The sequence below is a fragment of the Bacillus carboniphilus genome, assembly GCF_039522365.1.
In the GTDB taxonomy this organism is placed as follows: domain Bacteria; phylum Bacillota; class Bacilli; order Bacillales; family JC228; genus Bacillus_BF; species Bacillus_BF carboniphilus.
The window spans coordinates 50264-71590 of record NZ_BAAADJ010000020.1 but is presented as its reverse complement, the minus strand read 5'-3'; the positions used below and the strand labels follow the sequence as shown (position 1 = coordinate 71590).

The following is a 21327-nucleotide window of genomic DNA, read 5'->3' as shown; positions in this document are numbered from 1 at the left end:
GACGTGTGGAGCTGACAGATACTAATCGATCGAGGACTTAACCAATTACATGGTGATTCGGTCCTTACACCTCATTAGTCAGTTATCTAGTTTTGAGAGAATGAATTTAATTAAATAGATCTGGTAACTATGGCGAGAAGGTCACACCCGTTCCCATCCCGAACACGGAAGTTAAGCTTCTCAGCGCCAATGGTAGTTGGGGGCTGTCCCCCTGTGAGAGTAGGACGTTGCCAGGTAATGTGAAGCAACCTAATCATTAGGTTGCTTTTTTGTATGGGTAATGGGAACCTGTAGATGAACTTTTTCTGATAGAAGCATCATGTTTTCTGATAGATGTCTACATATTTCCGATAGTGGTCTAATATTTTCTGATAGATGGGGCATAACTTCCGATAGCGGTACTAAGTTTTCTGTTAGAGCATGTATTAGTTCTGATAGTGGGCTAAACTTTTCCGATAGCACCAAAAAGATAACCGGCCCTTGAATTAAATTTAATAAAAGCCGGTTACCAAGTACTCTATTTATAAAATTCCGGTTAGTAAAGAGCTACGGGGGTACGAATGTGAGTACACCCGTAGCCTGAGTTCCGAAAAGAGTAGCCTGAGTTCCGAAAAAGAGAGAACACACTAAATCTCACTCCCCTCCTATAAAAACTCCATAAAAGGAGAAACTGTTAATACTACATATCAATAGTACAAAGCCTTTCATTTAATTTAATGTTCTTATGGAATTAAGAAGGACAAATGTACAAAAATAGGGTTGAAATCCTTCGCAAAAGGGAAGATGTTTAGTACAATAGATTGTCAGCAGTCCATAGTGGGTTGCTTGCTGTAAAGGAGGATTTGGAATGCTAGAGAACGGTCTAATAATGGTAGCTATCATTTTAATCATAAATGTGGTCTATGTTTCTTTTTTTACGATACGGATGATTTTAACGTTGAAAGGGCAGAGATATTTAGCAGCAGTTATTAGTATGTTTGAAGTTGTGATTTATGTTGTTGGTTTAGGGTTAGTATTAGATAACTTAAATCAGATTCAAAACCTAGTTGCTTATGCAGTTGGTTATGGACTAGGAGTTCTGGCTGGTATGAAGCTTGAAGAGAAGCTAGCGTTGGGATATATTACAGTAAATGTAATAACAACTGAGGACGCAAAGGACCTTCCAAAAGAGTTGCGTGATAAAGGTTACGGTGTAACAAATTGGATGGCGAATGGCCGTGAAGGGGATCGTGTTGCTATGCAAATTTTGACACCTAGGAAGTATGAGCTAAGGCTTTACGAAACAATAAAAGAGTTGGATCCAAAAGCATTTATTATTGCCTATGAACCAAAAGCTATCCATGGTGGCTTCTGGGTGAAAAGTGTACGTAAAGGAAAGTTGTTTAAATGAGTAAGAATCCAAAGAAGAAGTGGTTTACTGTACTAGAAAATGAAACGGTAAGTGAATGTTTAAATCGGATGGATAAAGAGGGCTACACACCTATTCGAAGACTTGAGAAACCAGTTTTTGAAGAAATTATAAAAGATGGTCAAAAAGACGTTATTCCTATAAAAAGTGAAATCCAATTTCAGGGGCAATTAAAAGAAGAATAAAAGGAAAAGTCAAGTTTCTATACTATTTAGAAGCTTGGCTTTTTTTATGCAAAAAGAAACACATCCACTTTAAAGGATGTGTAATGTAGTTCTAATCCCTAGCCTTTTTCCTTGATTTGTGGATGTATACATACGCTAAGGCCACGATTCCACCAATGACAGTAATTAGGACGAATGACATATCGGTCAAATATTCCCAGAACATTTCAGGTCTTCAACTCCATTTCAGTTGTAGGATTAGTCGACAGAACCATAAGAAGTAGTAGATGGCGGTTGATCCTGGTCCTTGTTATTCGTTAAGTCTTGAAACATGTTTATGTTCATATTCCCTTCTTTAAACAATGCAGTTATTGGGCAATAGCGGACGATTCCTTCTCCTACCTTCATAGCAGCAATAGCAGCAACGATTAAATAGGAATCTCTCCATGGTCTTTTTACTAATTTGGCAGTTACCCATGAAAGCATGGTGAGGCCACATGTAATTCTAATAAGTGCATTTACAATCCCTATGTTAGGCTTTACTTGAAACATAATGATTCTCCTTTCAATTTGTAAAAAATTTCAATTCTTTAATGCGTTAATATTCAAAATATGTTAGTATAATACCAATACAGACAAGTTTCTTAAGGGGGAAGAAGTAGCAATGAGACAAGATAATCATTGGAAAATTAAACAACAAAGAGAACATACTGCTATTATCGATGGGTCTAAATCCCCCACATTATTATTAAAAAATGCACGCTACCTGCATCCATATTTTAAGAAATGGTTAAATGGACATATATGGATTTACGAAGATCGGATTATTTATGTGGGAGAAAAACTACCAGAGAACCTGGAAACATGCGAAGTGGTTGATTGTAAAGATGATTGGCTCGTACCTGGATATATAGAACCACACGCACATCCATTTCAGTTATATAATCCCCTGACGCTAGCTAACTATGCATCCCAAACCGGAACAACAACACTAATCAATGACAATTTATTTCTTGCTTTATTAAACGATAAAAAGAAAGCGTTTTCCTTCTTGGATGAAATGAAAAAGTTGCCTGTTTCCATGTTTTGGTGGTGCCGTTTTGACTCCCAAACAGAGTTGTTTAATGAGGAATCAATCTACTCACATCAAACGATTAAAGCTTGGTTAGAGAGAGAAGATGTCATTCAAGCAGGTGAATTAACTAGTTGGCCGCGTCTTCTTCAAGGTGATGACTTACTTCTACATTGGATACAGGAAACAAAACGACAAAGAAAGCGTGTAGAAGGTCATTTTCCAGGAGCTTCTGAAAGAACATTGGTGAAGCTCAAGTTACTGGGAGCAGACGCAGATCACGAATCGATGACAGGTCAAGAGGTGTGGAATCGACTACAGCACGGGTATTCTGTCGCTCTTCGTTATTCATCTATTCGCCCGGATTTACCGAATCTTTTAAAAGAAATGAAGGAGTTAGGCATAGATAATTACGACCAGATATTCTTAACTACTGACGGATCACCACCAAGCTTTTCTAGTGGTGGAATGCACGATCAAATGATCCGTATCGCTTTAGATGCAGGGATTTCTCCAATTGATGCGTATTTAATGGCAAGCTTTAACGTGGCTAGGTATTATCAGTTTGATCACTTATTAGGAAGCATTACCACCGGTCGTTTAGCCAACATTAACTTCTTACGTAGTGAAAAGGATCCTACCCCACATTCAGTTTTAGCCAAAGGAAAATGGGTTAAAAGGAATAGTGAGAATACGTTCGGAGAATATGACATTAAATGGAGCCACTATGGACTTCAGCCATATGATAGTGATTGGGAGTTATCTATGGATGATCTTCAATTTTCTATGGCCATGGGAATTGAAATGGTTAATGCTGTCATAACAAAGCCTTATTCCGTAAATTTAGATGTGTCTGTTGAGGAACTTCCTGAGAGTCAAGATCAATGTTTCTTTATGCTAGTTGACCGGGAAGGGAAATGGAAAGTGAATACGATGTTGAAAGGGTTTGCTACACAGCTTGGTGGATTTGCATCTACTTTTTCAAACAGCGGAGATATCATTTTAATTGGAAAAAGTAAAAAAGATTTATTAGTGGCCTGTAAGAGAATGAAAGAATTAGGTGGTGGAATCGTATTAACGGAGAATGAGGAAGTCATTCATGAAATAGCGCTACCATTACACGGAATTATGTCAGATAAGCCGATGGAAGAGTTAATGGAGGAAGAAACAAAGCTAAAGGAGCTTTTAGCCGATAGAGGCTATCGGTTTGATGAGCCAATCTATTCTTTATTATTTTTCTCATCCACCCACCTTCCTTATATACGGATTACGCAACAAGGAATCTTTGATGTTATGAAAAAAATGGTATTGTTTCCTAGCGTAATGCGTTAAAATAGTAACGTGTGAAAGTTTTATTGCTAAAAAGTGAAACTGTGGTGTGAAGGAAGACATTACGCAGTTTCTACATAGATTAGTTAGTATCTTAATCCAGGGAGTGGAAAAAACAACTAGGAGTGTAGTTACGTGATTTTGAATAAGCGAATATTGGGGATTTTCTTAGGAGTAGGACTTCTATTAGTGGGGTGTGGTAAACCTGAAGAGGATGCGGCACCTGAAGAAAATACATCACCTCCAGTCCAAGAGGAACCGGAGGATGAAACGGTAAATGAGGAAGAGGAAGAAGAAGTGGAACAGTTTTCTTTCCACTATCCTTTATCAGGTGAAGGAACAAACGAAGAAATTAACGCAAGGTCAGTTGCTGTCATGGTTAACAATGATATTCATGCGAGACCACAAACAGGATTACCTGAAGCAGATCTTGTTTTCGAAATTTTAACTGAAGGAAATATCACTAGGTTTTTAGCTATTTTCCAAAGTGAGTATCCAGTTGAAGTGGGACCAGTTCGTAGTGCCAGAGATTATTTTATGGAAATAGCAAAGGGCTACAACAGCTTATATATTGCACATGGATTTAGTCCTGAAGCAAAGGTAATGTCTGATACAGATTATGTGTCCAATCTAAATGGTATGTACTATGATGGGACTCTGTTTTACCGTTCTTCGGATAGACAAGCTCCCCACAACTCATATATAACTTTCGAAAACATTAAAAAAGGTGCAGAATCGAAAAAGTATGATATGGAGATTTTACCACCAAGTTTATCCTTCCTAACGGATACAGAAGAAGAAGTGATTGCAGGAGATTTGGCTACAAAAATAACGGTTTCCTATAACTCATCTTTGTACGATGCAACGTATGAATATGACTCTGAGACTGAGAAATACAGTCGGCATACAAATGGTACTCAAACAAGAGACCACAAATCAGATGAAGCTGTGATGTTAGATAATATTGTGATAATGGAAGCACCACATGTAGTGACTACGAATAATAAAGGTCGTAGAGACATTGATTTTTCTACTGGTGGAAAAGCTTACTTAGTGCAAAAAGGCAAGTGGCGTGAGATTGAATGGAAAAATGTGAACGGACAAATCGTCCCAATGGAAAATGGGCAGCCTGCAAAACTGGCAAAAGGTAAAACGTGGATTAACGTTATTCCAATTAGTCCAGGATTATCGCAAGCTGTTACGATTCAATCGGAATCATAAAAGAGGAGAGCAAATATGCAAATTGATAAATTAAGAGGGAAAGAATTAGACCAGCTGTTTAAGGCCGTATTATCTTTAAAAGATCTTGAAGAATGCTATCGTTTCTTCGATGATTTATGTACTGTGAATGAAATTCAATCTTTAGCACAACGTCTCGAAGTTGCTAGAATGCTACAAGAAGGAAAAACCTATCATAAAATTGAAACAGAGACAGGTGCTAGTACTGCGACAATTTCAAGGGTTAAGCGTTGCTTAAACTATGGAAACGATGCATACACAATGGCATTAGATCGAATCAAAGAACAAGAAGAAGTATAATACAAAACTCGCCGATCAAGTGGCGAGTTTTTCTTTATTTTAATGTAAAAAAATACATGGATTCCCTTTTGGGATAGAGGTGGTTACAATGGTATAATGTCTTCATGTGAGTAGAAACGGGGGTTTACCTGCCATGTACAATATAAAGGAATGGCGACATGTCTTTAAAATAGATCCGAATAAAGAAATTAGTGATGAACAATTAGAAAAAGTATGTGATTCGGGGACGGATGCCATCTTAGTAGGTGGAACGGATGGAGTAACGCTTGAAAATACGTTAGATATTTTAGCTCGTGTTCGAAGATTTTCTGTACCTTGTGTATTAGAAATATCCAATTTAGATTCTATTACACCAGGTTTCGATTTTTATTTTGTTCCAACTGTTTTGAATAGCTCCGATCCCAAGTGGATAACAGGTCTACATAAAGAAGCTGTTAAAGAGTACGGTGACTTTATCAATTGGGATGAAATGTTTGTTGAAGGCTATTGTATGCTAAATCCGGATAGTAAAGCCTTTCAAGAAACGAATTCAGAGAGTGTTAGTGACGAAGATGTCCTAGCATACGCCATGATGGTTGAGAACATGCTTAAGTTACCCATTTTTTATATGGAATATAGCGGTATGTACGGGGACTCGAATTTAGTTGGGCAAGTTTCTCGTAAATTACAGAATACGTTGCTCTTTTATGGTGGGGGTATCCATCAGGCTGAACAAGCAAAAGAGATGGCCGAATTGGCCGATGTTGTGATTGTAGGAAATATCGTTTATGACGATTTAAAAGCAGCCTTACACACCGTACAGGCAGTAAAAGAAACAAAGAAAAAGTAACGTTCAACTCTTGAGAGAGTTATGATATAGTTAACAGAACAAACGTTCTTATTGTGAGGGGAGTAAGTATGCAATTTTTAACAAACCAACTACTAAACGGATTAAATGATCAACAAAAGCTCGCTGTAAAGACCACTGAAGGTCCTTTGTTAATAATGGCAGGAGCGGGAAGTGGTAAGACGAGAGTTTTAACACATCGCATCGGGTATTTACTTGTGGAAAAAGGAGTAAACCCATATAACATTCTAGCGATTACCTTTACAAACAAAGCAGCGCGAGAAATGAAAGAGCGTCTTCAACGTATTGTTGCGTCCGCCGCGGATGAGATGTGGATTTCAACCTTCCACTCGATGTGTGTACGTATACTACGCCGCGACATCGACCGGATTGGTTACAACCGAAATTTCTCTATCCTAGATACAACAGATCAGCTATCTGTTCTAAAAGCCATTTTAAAAGACTTAAATATTGATGCAAAAAAGTTTGACCCTAGAATGTTCTTAGGTTCAATATCGTCTGCTAAGAATGAACTAATTGATGTTGAAACGTTTGAAAAGAAACAAGGCGGCTATTATGATGAAATGGTTGCAAAAGTGTACAAAGAGTACCAAAAGCGTCTTCGCAAAAACCATGCACTCGATTTTGATGACCTGATCATGCTTACCATAAAATTGTTCGATCGAGTACCGGAAGTGTTGGAACACTATCAAAGGAAGTTCCAATATATTCACGTAGATGAGTATCAGGATACGAACCGTGCACAGTACTTCCTCGTTAAAAAGTTAGCACAAAGGTTCGAAAACCTGTGTGTCGTAGGGGATTCTGATCAGTCTATCTATCGTTGGCGTGGAGCAGATATAGCGAATATCTTAACATTTGAGAAGGATTATCCGAAGGCAAATGTGATACTGTTAGAACAAAACTACCGTTCTACAAAGCGGATTTTACAGGCGGCTAATGATGTCATTTCAAATAACCTTAATCGGAAGGCCAAAAACCTTTGGACTGAAAATAGTGAAGGGAATAAAATTGCTTACTACAAAGCGATGAATGAACAAAGTGAAGCTCAATTTGTAGCAGGAAAGATAAACGAATTGGTGAAGTCTGGGGAACTTTCGAGTTCAGATATTGCCATCTTATACAGAACGAATGCGCAGTCACGTGTAATGGAGGAAGTATTACTTAAATCCAATATTACCTATAACATTGTTGGGGGAACAAAGTTCTACGATCGTAAAGAGATTAAAGATATCTTAGCCTATCTGCGACTCATTTCAAATCCAGATGATGATATCAGCTTACAAAGGGTTATCAATGTTCCGAAAAGAGGAATTGGCTCAGGTTCCCTTGATAAAATTGCAAATTATGCCGCGGACCGAGACTTAAGTCTTTTCCAAGCACTAGGGGAAGTAGATTTTATTGGACTTTCTCCTAAAATTACGCAAGCCGTTGCTGATTTCCACCAATTTATTAACCATTTTACCAACATGCAAGACTATCTCTCGGTTACAGAATTAGCAGAGGAAGTAATTGAGAAGACAGGCTATGAGGAAATGTTGAAGAAGGAAGGAACACTGGAAGCGCAGAGCCGCATGGAAAACATTGAGGAATTTATTTCTGTTACAAAAACGTTTGAAGAGCGTAGTGAAGAGGATAAGAGTTTAGTGGCCTTCCTAACAGACTTAGCTTTAGTTGCAGACATTGACCGTTTGGATGAAGATGAAACGAATCAAGGTGCTGTCACGCTTATGACTCTACATTCAGCGAAGGGATTAGAGTTTCCTGTCGTATTTTTAATTGGAATGGAAGAAGGCGTGTTCCCTCACAGCCGTTCTTTAATGGAAGAAGAAGAGATGGAAGAAGAACGTCGGTTAGCTTATGTAGGAATAACAAGAGCAGAGCAACAGCTATTTTTAACAAGTGCTGGAATGCGTACACTATTTGGTAGAACGAACATGAATCCTGAAAGTCGTTTCATTCAGGAAATTCCGGAAGATCTTATTGAGTATGTAAATCCACCGCAAGCAAAATCGAGTTCTCCATTTGCAACTGGAAATCAAGGAGCATCTTATCCAAGAAGAACTGGGCAGCCTACTATGAGGCCACAGAAGACCGGTAATGAGGAAAAAGATTGGCAAGTAGGAGACAAGGTTGAACATAAGAAATGGGGCCCTGGAACGGTTGTCAGTGTGAGAGGCGAAGGAGACGGAAAAGAGCTGGATATTGCTTTTCCTAGCCAAGGGATCAAACGACTCCTAGCTTCATTTGCACCGATCGAGAAAGTACAAGGATAATTCATTTAGGCAATTTAAGGGTACGTAATGGGCCTAAGGATTGCCTAAAAATACATAGTACAAATGCTTTCTTTGTAAAGATTATTGCCTATTTTAAATTAAAGTAAACTGCAGTTGATTGGAGTGGAAGGTGCTTGACTCATTTCCACTGCCATGAAGAAATGATGGAAGCAGTGGAAAGTGGGAGGAAGGGACAAGGGAGACCCCGCAGGAGCGAATGCGACGAGGAGGCTCCCGGACCGCCCGCGGAAAGCAAGCACCTGCAACGGAAATCAACACCTATAATTCTAGGAGTCAAATTAGTTACAAAGCAAAACATTATACTAAACAGCCAAAACAAAAGAGGTAAGCCAGAAAGGAAGGAACTAGGATGGAGCGTAGCGTGGCAGAAAAAAGAGTAACCGAATTACATAATCTGCTTAACCAATACAATTATGAGTACCATGTTCTAGACAAACCCTCTGTTCCCGATAGTGAATACGATCAGCTACTAAAAGAGCTCGTGCAATTAGAAGGGGCATTTCCAGACTTAAGGACGCCTGATTCTCCAACTCAACGTGTTGGGGGAGAAGTGTTAGAAGCCTTCGAAAAGGTACAGCACCGGACACCTATGCTAAGTCTTGGAAATGCATTTAATGAAGATGATTTGAAAGATTTCGACCGGAAAGTAAAACAAGCCATTGGTGAGAATTATCAATACGTGTGTGAATTAAAAATTGATGGACTTGCTGTTTCTTTACGATACGAAGATGGTTTATTTGTTCAGGGAGCTACGCGTGGCGATGGTACTACTGGGGAGGATATCACTGCCAATATCCGTACAGTTAAATCGGTCCCTCTAAAAATAAAAGAACCACTCACATTTGAAGTGAGAGGTGAAGCTTATATGCCGAAGCGCTCTTTCCAAGCATTAAATGAAGTGAAAGATGCAAATGGTGAAGAGCCTTTTGCCAATCCACGAAATGCAGCAGCTGGTTCTCTAAGACAGTTGGATCCGAAAATTGCTGCGTCCAGAAACTTAGATGTATTTTTATATAGTATTGCTGATTTAGGCACAACTGGTGTGGAATCCCATAGTGAGGGACTAAATTTACTAGACAAATTAGGTTTCAAAACAAACCCAGAGAGACAAGTATGTTCCACAATTGATGATGTGGTGAACTATGTAAATGGATGGGTTGAGAAAAGAGCAGATCTTCCTTATGAAATTGATGGAATTGTCATTAAGGTTGATTCCTTCCATCAACAAGAAGAGCTTGGATTTACCGCTAAGAGTCCTAGATGGGCGATCGCATACAAATTTCCTGCAGAAGAAGTCGTAACAAAGCTAATTGGCATTGAATTAAATGTGGGAAGAACAGGTGCTGTGACGCCTACTGCAGAATTAGAGCCTGTCAAAGTAGCTGGAACAACCGTGAAAAGAGCCTCTCTACATAATGAAGACTTAATTCGAGAAAAGGACATTCGAATTGGTGACTATGTTGTTATTAAAAAGGCAGGAGATATTATCCCTGAAGTTGTGAGGTCTTTAGCAGATAAAAGAACGGGAGACGAAACTGTATTTGAAATGCCAAAAGAATGCCCGGAATGCGGAAGTGAATTAGTCTCTATCGATGACGAGGTAGCGGTTCGTTGTATTAACCCGAAATGTCCAGCCCAAATTAGAGAAGGCCTCATCCATTTTGTTTCACGCGATGCCATGAATATTGATGGACTTGGTGAAAAGGTGATTACACAACTCTTTAAAGAAAAGCTCATTGAGGATGTAGCTGATTTGTATCGATTACAGTTCGATGACCTCATCAAACTCGAAAGAATGGGTGAGAAGTCCGTTCAGAATTTGTTGGATGCGATTGAGAAGTCGAAATCTAATTCTCTTGAAAAGTTGCTATTCGGTTTAGGAATTCGCCATGTTGGAGCTAAAGCAGCCAAAATTTTAGCGGCTGAATTTAGAACCATGGATGTATTGAAAGAAGCTTCAGTAGAACAATTATGCAATATTCATGAGATTGGCCAAAAGATGGCTGATTCAATTGCAACCTATTTTCAATTAGATGAAGCACAAGAATTAATAGAGGAATTAAAGACACTTGGTGTTAATATGGAATATAAAGGGCCACAGAAAGTTGCTGTTGAGGATATAGACTCTTATTTTTCTGGGAAAACCGTTGTTTTAACAGGGAGGCTCACCCAGTTAACAAGAGACGAGGCCAAGGAACATATAGAACGATTTGGTGGAAAAGTAACGGGAAGTGTGAGTAAGAAAACAGATTTAGTTGTAGCGGGAGAGGAAGCTGGATCTAAACTGACAAAAGCCGAGCAGTTAGGCATTGAAGTTTGGAATGAGGAACGGTTTCTGGAAGAACTTAAATAGTAAGAGGTGGATAGGATGAAAAAGCTTGTTACATTGTTCTGTACAAGCATATTACTACTATCTGGGTGTGTACCTAGTTTAGAGAAAGAAGAAGAAATTGTGCAGGAAGATGCGACAGATGAGAATGAAAAAAAGACAGGGATTATTCCAAGCTACGCTATTTCTGATTCTTATTACAGAACAATCCTTCCTTATGAACCTTCTCCGGCTAGGGGAATGGTTGTCTCTAACCTGCATACACGTTTAGATATGAAAGAGTTCGAAACAGGATTAATGCGAATTGCTCAGCATAAGTTTTCAACAGATAATTATCTGTTTCGTGGCGGTCAATACATTGACCGAGACACGGTTAGCTTATGGCTAAGAAGACAATATACGGAAGAACAAGCTACTGCTGCTGGGATAGAGCCTAGTGAAAATATAGGGTTAAATCCACCGTTAGTTGACGGACCAGATGCTCATGAAGCGAATAAGGATAACCCGATTTACTTAGCTCACATCATTGAGCATAACTATTTAAAACGTGTTAATGAAGATAGTGTTGAATTGGGTGGAGTAGTTATAGGTCTTGCACTAAACTCAGTTCATTATTATCAATTAGAACGATACGGAGCCACTTATGAGGCAAAAATTGATAATGAAGTCCTATTGAAAGAAGGGAAAAAAATAGCAGAAGAGGTCGTTAAACGCCTTCGTGCTATCGAAGGAATGCCTGATGTTCCGATTACGATTGCTTTATTTAAGCAGGAAAGTCGGAATGCAGTGGTGCCAGGTAACTACATGGCCTACGCCGATATAGATAAAGGAAAAAATTCTATTGGAGACTGGCACGAAGTAGACGAGGACTATGTATTATATCCTTCTTCAAACGGAATGGAATTGCACCGTGAAGATGCCACAACCTTCCTGAATTTTCAAATGGAGGTTGAAAACTACTTCCCTGAATTCAATGGTGTAGTTGGAAAGGCTTTCTATGTAAATGGGGAATGGAGTTCAATTAACATCGATATCAATATTCAATTCAATGGAGAAGCAGAAGTGATTGGATTTACTCAATATGTGACGGGATTGGTTATGAAATACTTCCCGAATACTGTCAAAGTTGAAGTAAACGTGAACTCTGTTAACGGGCCAGAGGCCTTGATTGTGAAAGAAAGAGAGTCTGATGATCCGTACGTTTATGTATATTAAAGGGCTAAAACCAAGTGCAATTGCACTTGGTTTTTTTAGTGTATCCTGTATAGAAAATAAAGGTTTCTATAATTTTATGAGAATTGTTTGATGAAAAAAATTATTTCATGATAAAATGGACAATGGATGTAACCGTTTTCGAACGGTTCAAATACATGAGGAGGGGATAGTTATGGTAAAACCGTATCATCACGAACCTTTTACTGATTTTTCACAAGAAGAAAACCAGAAAGCATTTAAAGAAGGATTAAAAGTGGTTGATGCTTACATGGGGCAAGACTATGATCTTGTCATCAATGGGGAAAGAGTATCAACAGAAGATAAAATTGTTTCTGTGAACCCAGCTAACTACGAAGAAGTAGTTGGTAGAGTTTCTAAGGCAAACAAGGATCTAGCAGAACAAGCGATGCAAGCTGCAGTAGAAGCTTTCAAAACTTGGAGAAAGACTAAACCTGAGATGAGAGCAGATATTTTATTCCGTGCAGCTGCAATTGTAAGACGTCGTAAGCATGAATTCTCGGCATTGTTAGTAAAAGAAGCAGGTAAGCCATGGAACGAAGCAGATGCTGATACTGCAGAAGCTATTGATTTCCTAGAGTACTATGGCCGTCAAATGCAACTAATTAAAGATGGTAAGCCAGTAGAAAGCCGCGAAGGCGAAATCAACCGTTATGATTACATTCCTTTAGGAGTAGGCGTTGTCATCTCTCCTTGGAACTTTGCATTTGCCATCATGGCAGGTACTACAGTTGCTGCGCTTGTATCTGGTAACACCGTTCTATTAAAGCCAGCTTCTTCAACACCAGTTGTAGCTGCTAAATTCGTAGAAGTAATGGAAGAAGCAGGACTTCCTAAAGGAGTTCTTAACTATATTCCAGGTAGCGGTGCAGAAGTTGGAGACTACTTAGTAGATCATCCGAAAACACGTTTCATCAGCTTCACTGGTTCAAGAGACGTTGGTCTTAGAATTTATGAACGTGCATCTAAAGTAAATGAAGGTCAAATCTGGTTAAAGCGTGTTATTGCTGAAATGGGTGGTAAAGATACGATTGTCGTTGATAAGGAAGCTGACCTTGAGTTAGCTGCTCAATCTATCGTAGCTTCTGCATTTGGCTTCTCTGGCCAAAAATGTTCTGCTTGTTCACGTGCTATCGTACTAGAAGAAGTGTATGATCAAGTTCTTGACCGTGTAGTGGAACTTACAAAAGACCTTAAAGTTGGAAACCCAGAAGATCGTAAAAACTTTATGGGTCCAGTTATTGACCAAGCTGCCTATGACAAAATCATGTCTTACGTTGAAATTGGAAAGAGTGAAGGTCGTATCGTAGCAGGTGGAGAAGGTGACGACTCCAAAGGTTGGTTCGTTCAACCAACTGTAGTAGCAGATGTTGACCGCAGTGCTCGTCTCATGAAGGAAGAAATCTTTGGACCAGTTGTTGCGTTTGCAAAAGCCAAAGACTGGAATGAAGCGATTGACATGGCGAATGACACAGAATACGGCTTAACAGGAGCTGTCATTTCTAATAACCGTGCCAACATTGAGCAAGCAAGAGAAGACTTCCTAGTAGGAAACCTATACTTTAACAGAGGATGTACAGGTGCTATTGTTGGATACCAACCATTCGGTGGATTCAACATGTCTGGAACAGATTCTAAAGCAGGTGGCCCTGACTACCTACTTCTTCACATGCAAGCTCGTACAACTTCAGAAATGTTATAAAAGAGAAAGAATGGACTGGGACTTAAGTTCCCAGTCTATTTTTTTCCAAAAACAAAGAGCCTTCATACATTAAATATGCAAAAATATATGCGAAAGGCCAAAAAATAGAAGGTTAATTTTATTTAATTTCATGAATAGATATAAGCGTATGCTGGTCTTATCTTACATATAGTATCAAAATGTTGAATATTTATACATTTGTCGACTTCATTCTAAATATTCAACCTGTTCTGAAAAGTATTATATGTTATAGTAAATCAGGTCGGCGGCTAGAAACAAAGAATGATAGTTTTGTCAATGGAGATTTAGTTACAAAAAAATTTAGGACAAGGAAGGGGACTGATCCATACTTTATGGAAACAGGGACGTTAATTACGTTTATAGTATATTTAATTGCAATGCTAGGAATAGGAATTGTATCTTACAAACTTACTAATAATCTATCAGACTATGTACTAGGTGGAAGAAAATTAGGGCCAGCTGTTACCGCACTAAGTGCCGGTGCTTCAGATATGAGTTCATGGCTCTTACTAGGTCTACCTGGATTAGCATATGCGACTGGATTAAGTTCTATTTGGATGAGTGTAGGGCTTACTGTTGGTGCATATTTAAATTGGAAGTTAGTTGCTCCAAGACTAAGAACCTATACGGAAGTGGCAGATGATTCAATCACTGTACCAGACTTCTTAGAAAACCGCTTTAAGGACAAATCTAGAGTCCTTCGTGTAATTTCTGCCCTTGTTATTTTGGTTTTCTTCACTTTCTATGCATCCTCAGGACTTGTAGGTGGAGGACTGTTATTCCAAGAAACATTTGGACTTTCTTACTCTACTGGACTCATTATTGGTGCTATTGTTATTATTTCTTATACCTTCTTAGGCGGATATTTAGCCGTAAGTTGGACAGATTTCATTCAAGGTTTGCTCATGTTTCTAGCTCTTATTGTTTTACCGATTGTAGCCTTGTTTGAACTAGGTGGTTTAAACGAAACCATTGAAACAGTAAAATCAATGGATGCTGGTTATTTTGATCCATTCAACGGTATGACAGCACTTGGCATTATTTCATTGGCTGCTTGGGGACTTGGATACTTTGGTCAACCACATATCATCGTTCGATTTATGGGTATTAAATCAGCAGAAGATGTTCCAAAAGCACGCCGTATTGGTATGACATGGATGATTCTTGCGATGGTAGGTGCCGTAGCAACAGGTATTATTGGTATTGCCTACTTCGCAGCAGATCCACTGATCACGGCTGATTTCGATAATAGTGAAAAAGTGTTCATTTTCTTTGCAGAAGTTCTATTTAATCCAGTTGTATCTGGTATATTACTAGCTGCCATTTTATCAGCCATTATGAGTACAATTGATTCACAATTATTAGTATCTTCTAGTGCATTAGCAGAGGACTTTTATAAAGCACTCTTCCGTAAAAATGCATCCCAGAAAGAGTTAATGTGGGTTGGAAGATTCGGTGTTGTTCTGATTGCTCTAATTGCAATTATCCTTGCATTCTCTGGTGACCCAGCGAATGGTGGAGCGAAGGTATTAACACTTGTAAGTTATGCATGGGCTGGATTCGGTGCAGCATTTGGACCAGTCATCCTGTTTGCTCTATTCTGGAAACGCATGACTCGTAATGGTGCGATTGCAGGTATGGTTGTTGGTGCTGTTACTGTAGTTGTATGGAAACTGCTTTCTACTCCGACAACCAATGAAGCGGGAGAAGTAATTAAAGAAGCTGTTATTCCATTTAGTCTTTATGAAATTGTACCAGGTTTCATCTTAGCTACTGTTGCTATTCTTATCTTCAGTTATGTTGGTAAAGAACCAAACAAGAAGATGGAAAATGAATTTGATGAAACGGTTGAACAGCTTGAAGATATAAAATAAGTTTTTATTGTTGAAAAGGTGGGTCTCTATTGTGGGGCTCATCTTTTTTTATTTTGGGGTGTGTTTTTTAACTGATTTGCTTTTAATTCGATAATTTTTTTGTTTGTACTTGTATGAGTGAGTTAAAAATGTGGTGTTTTTGTTATTTATATAAATATTTACATGGTTTTGATTTTGAAGAGGGGTGCCTGGGGTAGGAAGTTGGGTCGTGTGTGCGAAAAAGTTGGTTTGAGTGCGAAATCCCATGTTTGAGTGCGATTATTTGTTTTTAGGTGCGAAAATTAAAATTTGAGTGCAAAAACAGATTTGAGTGCGGAAAATAGGTAGTTTTGTGCGCAAATCCATGCTTTTAGTGCGAAAAAATTCATTTGAGTGCGGAATTCCCGACTCCATTAACATAATGAAATTTGAGTGCGATTTCCCGCCCCAATGACAATGGTAAAAATCAAGCAACGTCCCAGCATATTTTTACTTGAGACGTTGCTTAGAGTTAAAAACTACTTGGCAATAAACATCTGAGTCCAGTAAACCCCGTAGGTACCGCCTTCAGCGTAACCTACCCCAATTTCCTTAAAGCTTGCATTTAAAATATTTTGTCTATGTCCAGGGCTCTCCATCCATTGTTTGACAACTTCAGAAGCCGAACGCTGACCAGCCGCAATATTTTCACCAGCCGTCCGGTAGTTGACGCCAAAGTTACGAATCATATCAAATGGCGATCCGTAGGTAGGACTGTTATGGGCAAAATACCCTCGATCTCTCATGTCTTTAGATTTATATCGAGCAATTCGTGAAAGCTCCCAGTTTGCCTGGAGTGCAGGGAGTCCATTTTTTGCGCGTTCTTGATTTGTTAATCGGATGACTTCATTTTCTATAGCCTTAATTCGATCTATGTTCGGTATATAAACCTTTTGTCCTGGGTAAATCCAATGGGGATTCTCAAATTGTGGATTAGCGCTAATGATTTGAGAAAGTCCAATTTGGTAACGAACTGCTATCTTCCATAATGTATCCCCGGGTTTTACATAATAGACATCTGTTTGTGCTGACGCAGCTTGTGGCTGTGTAAATAACCCGATTGCAAAAAGAAATACTATCAGTAATGATGTTAGTTTTTTCATGATGTTGTCTTCCCTTACTTTTATATTAAATAAGAAATAAAGTGCTGGTCTCACAAGAAACCGAGCACTTTATATTCAAAATAATTTAGCGAGGTTTGATAAACATTTGTGTCCAATAGACACCCATGTTTCCACCTTCAACATGTCCAACCCCAATTTCAGTAAACTCAGGATTTAAAATGTTTTTTCTGTGTCCTGGGCTATCCATCCATTGTTGGACTACTTCTTGGGCAGAACGTTGACCAGCAGCGATATTTTCACCTGCAGTTTGATATTGAACATGGAATTGTTGCATCATTTCAAATGGTGAACCGTAAGTTGGACTATTATGAGCGAAGTAATTCTTATCTCTCATATCCTGTGATTTAAGTCTTGCTACATCGCTAAGCTTTTCATTTAGCTTTAATGGACTTAAACCATTTCTTTGTCTTTCTTGGTTCGTTAATTCAACCACTTGGCGTTCAATGTTTTTAACTGTGCCATCTGTTGGCTCGTTATTTGGAACATTTTCACCCTCTTGACCACCAGGAGTTCCTTGTTCTTGTCCACCAGGTGCTGTTCCTCCTGGGGCTTGTGCGCCAGGAGTTCCTTGTGGTGCTTGTCCACCTGGAGCATTTCCTCCTTGTGGAACTTGACCATAGCGGTATTCATAGCGTCTTACTTGAATATCCCCTTCATTTACATATGGACGAAGATTATCAGGAATCATTTCTCTAACATCTTCTCTATTTATGTTAGGGGTTCCTTGCATATTATTTTGATTTCCAGGTTGATATGTTACATTTTGCGGTTGATCATTATTCCCTCCTTGACCTGCGTCATTATTTGCACAACCTGTTAAAATCGTTCCCATAGACAAAAGTGACACGACAAAAAGTAGTAATGTTTTCATGCTTTTAAGTTGCTTAATCTGAGTACATCTTATTCTTGGTAAAATCCTCTATGGAAGCGCTTAGAAATCAAGGGCTCTGTTGCCTGTAAGAGGGTTTATTGATATCATGTTTAATATTGCAATTGTTCGAAAAAAGTCGGAGGTGGCGGGATAATGTCCAAGATTTCATTAAATGAAGTCAAGCATGTGGCAAATTTAGCAAGACTTGAAATTAGTGAAGAGGAGGCCGAGCGTTTCCAACAACAATTAGGTTCCATCATTGAATTTGCAGAAGCTTTAAATGAGGTCGATACATCCAATGTAGAGCCAACTTCTCATGTCCTTGATATCAAAAATGTCCTAAGAGAAGATGTTCCACAAAAAGGACTTCCACGTGAAGAGGTACTTAAAAATGCTCCAGACCATAAGGATGGACAATTTAAAGTGCCTTCCATAATTGAGTAGGGGGTAGGAAAAATGTCTTTATTAGACAGCAGTATGGCTGACATACATGAACTTTTACATAAAAAAGAGATATCCGTTTCAGATTTAGTTGATCTATCTTTCCAAAGAATCCAACAGGTGGACGATAAGGTTGAAGCTTTTTTAACATTAGATGAAGAAAATGCTCGCCATAAAGCTAAAAAATTAGATGACATTATCGGTGAGGGTAACGGAAATGTATTATTCGGTATCCCAGCTGGTATTAAGGATAATATTGTAACAAAGGGACTAAGAACAACATGTGCTAGCAAAATTTTAGAGAATTTTGATCCCATATATAATGCAACCATTATGGACAAGCTTGAGTCACAAAACATAATAACGGTTGGAAAGCTTAACATGGACGAATTCGCAATGGGGTCTTCTACTGAAAATTCAGGGATGAAACAAACAAAAAACCCATGGAATTTAGATGCGGTCCCGGGTGGATCCTCTGGTGGTTCCGCTGCTGCTGTTGCTGCAGGTGAAGTTTTATTTTCATTAGGATCTGATACGGGTGGCTCGATACGTCAGCCTGCTGCCTTCTGTGGTGTTGTAGGATTAAAGCCAACCTATGGGCGGGTATCACGATTCGGATTGGTTGCTTTTGCTTCATCTTTAGACCAAATCGGACCGATTACTCGTACAGTAGAAGACAATGCTTACGTATTACAAGCTATTGCAGGTGTCGATCCAATGGACTCGACTTCTGCTAACGTGGATGTTCCCAACTTTTTATCTTCATTAACTGGTGATATTAAAGGACTTAAAATTGGAGTGCCTAAGGAATACATAGGTGAAGGTGTGAATGAAGAGGTTCGTCAGTCTATTTTAGATGCCTTGAAGGTATTAGAAGGATTGGGAGCTACGTGGGAAGAAGTATCGCTACCTCATTCTAAATATGCGGTTGCAACCTATTACTTATTATCTTCTTCGGAAGCTTCAGCAAACCTAGCTCGTTTCGACGGAGTACGCTACGGTTATCGAACACAGAATGCAGAAAACCTTATTGAGTTGTACAAAAAGACGAGAGCAGAGGGCTTTGGTGAGGAAGTAAAACGAAGAATCATGTTAGGTACTTTTGCATTAAGCTCTGGATATTATGATGCGTATTATAAAAAGGCTCAAAAGGTCCGTACTTTAATCAAAAAGGACTTTGAAGATGTTTTTGAAAAATATGATGTAATCATTGGCCCAACTACTCCTACTCCAGCTTTTAAAATGGGAGAAAAAACACATGACCCGCTTACGATGTATGCGAACGATATTTTAACTATCCCTGTAAACTTAGCCGGTGTACCTGGAATCTCCGTGCCATGTGGATTCTCAAATGGACTTCCATTAGGTCTACAAATAATTGGAAGGCATTTTGATGAAAGTACGGTCTATCGTGTAGCTCATGCATTTGAACAAGCGACCACGTATCATCAACAAAAGCCTAGTCTGTAAAGGGGGGAAATAGAGATGAATTTCGAAACAGTAATTGGGTTAGAAGTCCACGTAGAGTTAAAAACAGAATCCAAAATATTTTCGGCAAGTCCGAACCATTTTGGAGCGGAGCCAAATACAAACACGAGCGTCATTGACTTAGGATATCCAGGTGTACTGCCAGTACTTAATAAAAAAGCAGTCGAGTTCGCTATGAAAGCTGCAATGGCCTTAAATTGTGAAGTAGCTACGGTTACAAAATTTGATCGGAAAAACTACTTTTACCCGGATAATCCAAAAGCTTATCAGATTTCACAATTTGATAAGCCAATTGGAGAAAATGGCTGGATAGAAATTGAAGTAGGCGGTAATAAGAAACGAATTGGGATTACGCGCATTCATATGGAAGAGGATGCTGGGAAGCTAAGTCATACAAGTGATGGATATTCACTAGTTGACTTTAACCGACAAGGAACACCACTGGTTGAAATTGTTTCGGAACCAGACATCCGCACTCCGGAAGAGGCATACGCATACTTAGAGAAACTGAAGTCCATTATTCAATATACCGGTGTTTCGGACTGTAAGATGGAAGAAGGTAGTCTACGTTGTGACGCAAATATTTCGTTACGACCAGTTGGACAAGAAGAGTTCGGAACGAAAACGGAATTAAAAAACTTAAACTCCTTTAACTTTGTCAGAAAGGGATTGGAGCATGAAGAAAAACGCCAAGCTGAGATTTTGCGTGCTGGCGGTGAAATTCAACAGGAAACACGCCGATTCGATGAAAATACAAGTACGACCGTTCTAATGAGGGTTAAGGAAGGGTCCGACGACTATCGCTATTTCCCTGAGCCTGACTTAGTGGAACTCTACATTGATGAGGAGTGGAAAGAGCGTGTTCGTGCGGAAATTCCTGAGCTTCCAGATGAGCGGAAGAAGAGATATGTAGAAGAGTTAGGACTGCCGTCTTATGATGCCGGAGTTTTAACAGTGACAAGAGAAATGTCCGACTTTTTCGAAGCAACGTTGGAAGCGGGAGCTGATGCGAAACAAGCTTCCAACTGGATCATGGGTGAACTGTCTGCCTACTTAAACGCTAATCAAATGGAATTACATGATATAGCCTTATCGCCTGAAGGGTTAGCGGGCATGATTAAACTCATTGAAGATGGAACCATCTCATCCAAAATTGCAAAAACGGTCTTTAAAGAATTAATTGAAAATGGTGGAAACCCTGAAAAGATTGTGAAGGAAAAAGGGCTGGTTCAAATATCTGATGAGGGCGAGCTATTGAAAATAGTAGCCGAAATCTTAGATGCGAATCCTCAATCCATCCAAGATTTTAAAGAGGGTAAAGAAAAGGCACTAGGTTTCCTAGTCGGCCAAATCATGAAGGCTACAAAAGGACAAGCGAACCCACCAAAAGTAAACCAATTACTCAGACAGGAAATTCAAAAACGATAGGTCAAGATGGCGTTGGATTTTCGTTAAATCTGAACCTCGAAAACTGGCATTTTCATAAAAAATAACGGAACGTGTGTCCGCCAAAGTTAACCCAATAACGAATGGAAGTGGAGAATAGATCCTTTCTCTACTTCCTTTTTAT

The 21327-nt window shown here is 39.1% G+C and carries 18 protein-coding genes and 1 rRNA gene; 15 read left to right on the top strand and 4 right to left on the bottom strand.

The features are described from left to right. Positions 1-119: 119 nt before the first annotated feature. The 3 genes from rrf to ABDZ91_RS09975 all read left to right on the top strand — a co-directional run bounded on the left by rrf (position 120) and on the right by ABDZ91_RS09975 (position 1593). A 5S ribosomal RNA gene (gene rrf / locus ABDZ91_RS09985) occupies positions 120-236 on the top strand. Positions 237-847: 611 nt separating this feature from the next. Further along, the gene (locus ABDZ91_RS09980; protein WP_343798595.1) at positions 848-1390 is read left to right on the top strand and encodes a DUF2179 domain-containing protein; all 543 of its coding nucleotides are present in this window, start codon (positions 848-850) and stop codon (positions 1388-1390) included. Next, positions 1387-1593: an NETI motif-containing protein gene (locus ABDZ91_RS09975; protein ID WP_343798593.1), complete on the top strand. Its 207-nt coding sequence runs from the start codon at positions 1387-1389 to the stop codon at positions 1591-1593. Before ABDZ91_RS09980 ends, ABDZ91_RS09975 begins: the two co-directional genes overlap by 4 nt. A 91-nt stretch (positions 1594-1684) precedes the next feature. On the opposite strand, the gene ABDZ91_RS09970 is transcribed toward ABDZ91_RS09975, so the two are convergent. Both ABDZ91_RS09970 and ABDZ91_RS09965 read right to left on the bottom strand, forming a co-directional pair. Continuing rightward, entirely contained in the window at positions 1685-1798 is a 114-nt protein-coding gene (locus ABDZ91_RS09970; protein WP_343798591.1) for an EYxxD motif small membrane protein, read from the bottom strand. 32 nt (positions 1799-1830) lie between these two features. Next, positions 1831-2124: a YgaP family membrane protein gene (locus tag ABDZ91_RS09965; protein WP_343798589.1), complete on the bottom strand. Its 294-nt coding sequence runs from the start codon at positions 2122-2124 to the stop codon at positions 1831-1833. A gap of 112 nt (positions 2125-2236) precedes the next feature. Here ABDZ91_RS09965 and ABDZ91_RS09960 point away from each other — a divergent pair, with 112 nt between their 5' ends. The 9 genes from ABDZ91_RS09960 to putP all read left to right on the top strand — a co-directional run bounded on the left by ABDZ91_RS09960 (position 2237) and on the right by putP (position 15815). After that, complete coding sequence (locus tag ABDZ91_RS09960; RefSeq protein ID WP_343798587.1) at positions 2237-3976, top strand: adenine deaminase C-terminal domain-containing protein; 1740 nt, start codon at positions 2237-2239, stop codon at positions 3974-3976. 132 nt (positions 3977-4108) lie between these two features. After that, positions 4109-5194, top strand: a complete 1086-nt coding sequence (locus ABDZ91_RS09955; RefSeq protein ID WP_343798585.1) for a DUF3048 domain-containing protein — start codon at positions 4109-4111, stop codon at positions 5192-5194. 15 nt (positions 5195-5209) lie between these two features. Then, positions 5210-5512 carry a YerC/YecD family TrpR-related protein gene (locus tag ABDZ91_RS09950; RefSeq protein WP_343798584.1) on the top strand — a complete coding sequence of 101 codons (303 nt, stop codon included), beginning with the start codon at positions 5210-5212 and terminating at the stop codon, positions 5510-5512. Between the two features lie 133 nt (positions 5513-5645). Continuing rightward, positions 5646-6341: a heptaprenylglyceryl phosphate synthase gene (gene pcrB / locus ABDZ91_RS09945; RefSeq protein ID WP_343798583.1), complete on the top strand. Its 696-nt coding sequence runs from the start codon at positions 5646-5648 to the stop codon at positions 6339-6341. A 68-nt stretch (positions 6342-6409) separates the two neighbouring features. Then, positions 6410-8635, top strand: coding sequence for a DNA helicase PcrA (pcrA, locus tag ABDZ91_RS09940; protein ID WP_343798581.1), 2226 nt, complete (start codon positions 6410-6412; stop codon positions 8633-8635). 370 nt (positions 8636-9005) lie between these two features. After that, on the top strand, positions 9006-11009 hold the full coding sequence (ligA, locus tag ABDZ91_RS09935; RefSeq protein WP_343798578.1) for an NAD-dependent DNA ligase LigA: 2004 nt from the start codon (positions 9006-9008) through the stop codon (positions 11007-11009). Positions 11010-11024: 15 nt separating this feature from the next. Beyond that, positions 11025-12200: a CamS family sex pheromone protein gene (locus tag ABDZ91_RS09930; protein WP_343798576.1), complete on the top strand. Its 1176-nt coding sequence runs from the start codon at positions 11025-11027 to the stop codon at positions 12198-12200. A gap of 172 nt (positions 12201-12372) precedes the next feature. Next, the gene (gene pruA, locus ABDZ91_RS09925) at positions 12373-13920 is read left to right on the top strand and encodes an L-glutamate gamma-semialdehyde dehydrogenase (RefSeq protein WP_343798574.1); all 1548 of its coding nucleotides are present in this window, start codon (positions 12373-12375) and stop codon (positions 13918-13920) included. Positions 13921-14273: 353 nt separating this feature from the next. Beyond that, on the top strand, positions 14274-15815 hold the full coding sequence (gene putP, locus ABDZ91_RS09920) for a sodium/proline symporter PutP (protein WP_343798572.1): 1542 nt from the start codon (positions 14274-14276) through the stop codon (positions 15813-15815). Positions 15816-16312: 497 nt separating this feature from the next. Here the strand turns inward: putP and safA are convergent, their stop codons facing one another. Continuing rightward, positions 16313-16936: a SafA/ExsA family spore coat assembly protein gene (gene safA / locus ABDZ91_RS09915; RefSeq protein WP_343798570.1), complete on the bottom strand. Its 624-nt coding sequence runs from the start codon at positions 16934-16936 to the stop codon at positions 16313-16315. Between the two features lie 85 nt (positions 16937-17021). Continuing rightward, entirely contained in the window at positions 17022-17828 is an 807-nt protein-coding gene (locus tag ABDZ91_RS09910) for a CAP domain-containing protein (protein WP_343798568.1), read from the bottom strand. Positions 17829-17981: 153 nt separating this feature from the next. Between ABDZ91_RS09910 and gatC the strand changes: the two genes are divergently transcribed. Genes gatC through gatB form a run of 3 tightly spaced genes read left to right on the top strand, consistent with a single transcriptional unit; the run spans position 17982 to position 21185 of the window. Then, entirely contained in the window at positions 17982-18272 is a 291-nt protein-coding gene (gene gatC, locus ABDZ91_RS09905) for an Asp-tRNA(Asn)/Glu-tRNA(Gln) amidotransferase subunit GatC (protein WP_343798566.1), read from the top strand. Between the two features lie 12 nt (positions 18273-18284). After that, positions 18285-19739 carry an Asp-tRNA(Asn)/Glu-tRNA(Gln) amidotransferase subunit GatA gene (gatA, locus tag ABDZ91_RS09900; protein WP_343798565.1) on the top strand — a complete coding sequence of 485 codons (1455 nt, stop codon included), beginning with the start codon at positions 18285-18287 and terminating at the stop codon, positions 19737-19739. 15 nt (positions 19740-19754) lie between these two features. Next, complete coding sequence (gene gatB / locus ABDZ91_RS09895; RefSeq protein WP_343798564.1) at positions 19755-21185, top strand: Asp-tRNA(Asn)/Glu-tRNA(Gln) amidotransferase subunit GatB; 1431 nt, start codon at positions 19755-19757, stop codon at positions 21183-21185. Positions 21186-21327: the final 142 nt, after the last annotated feature.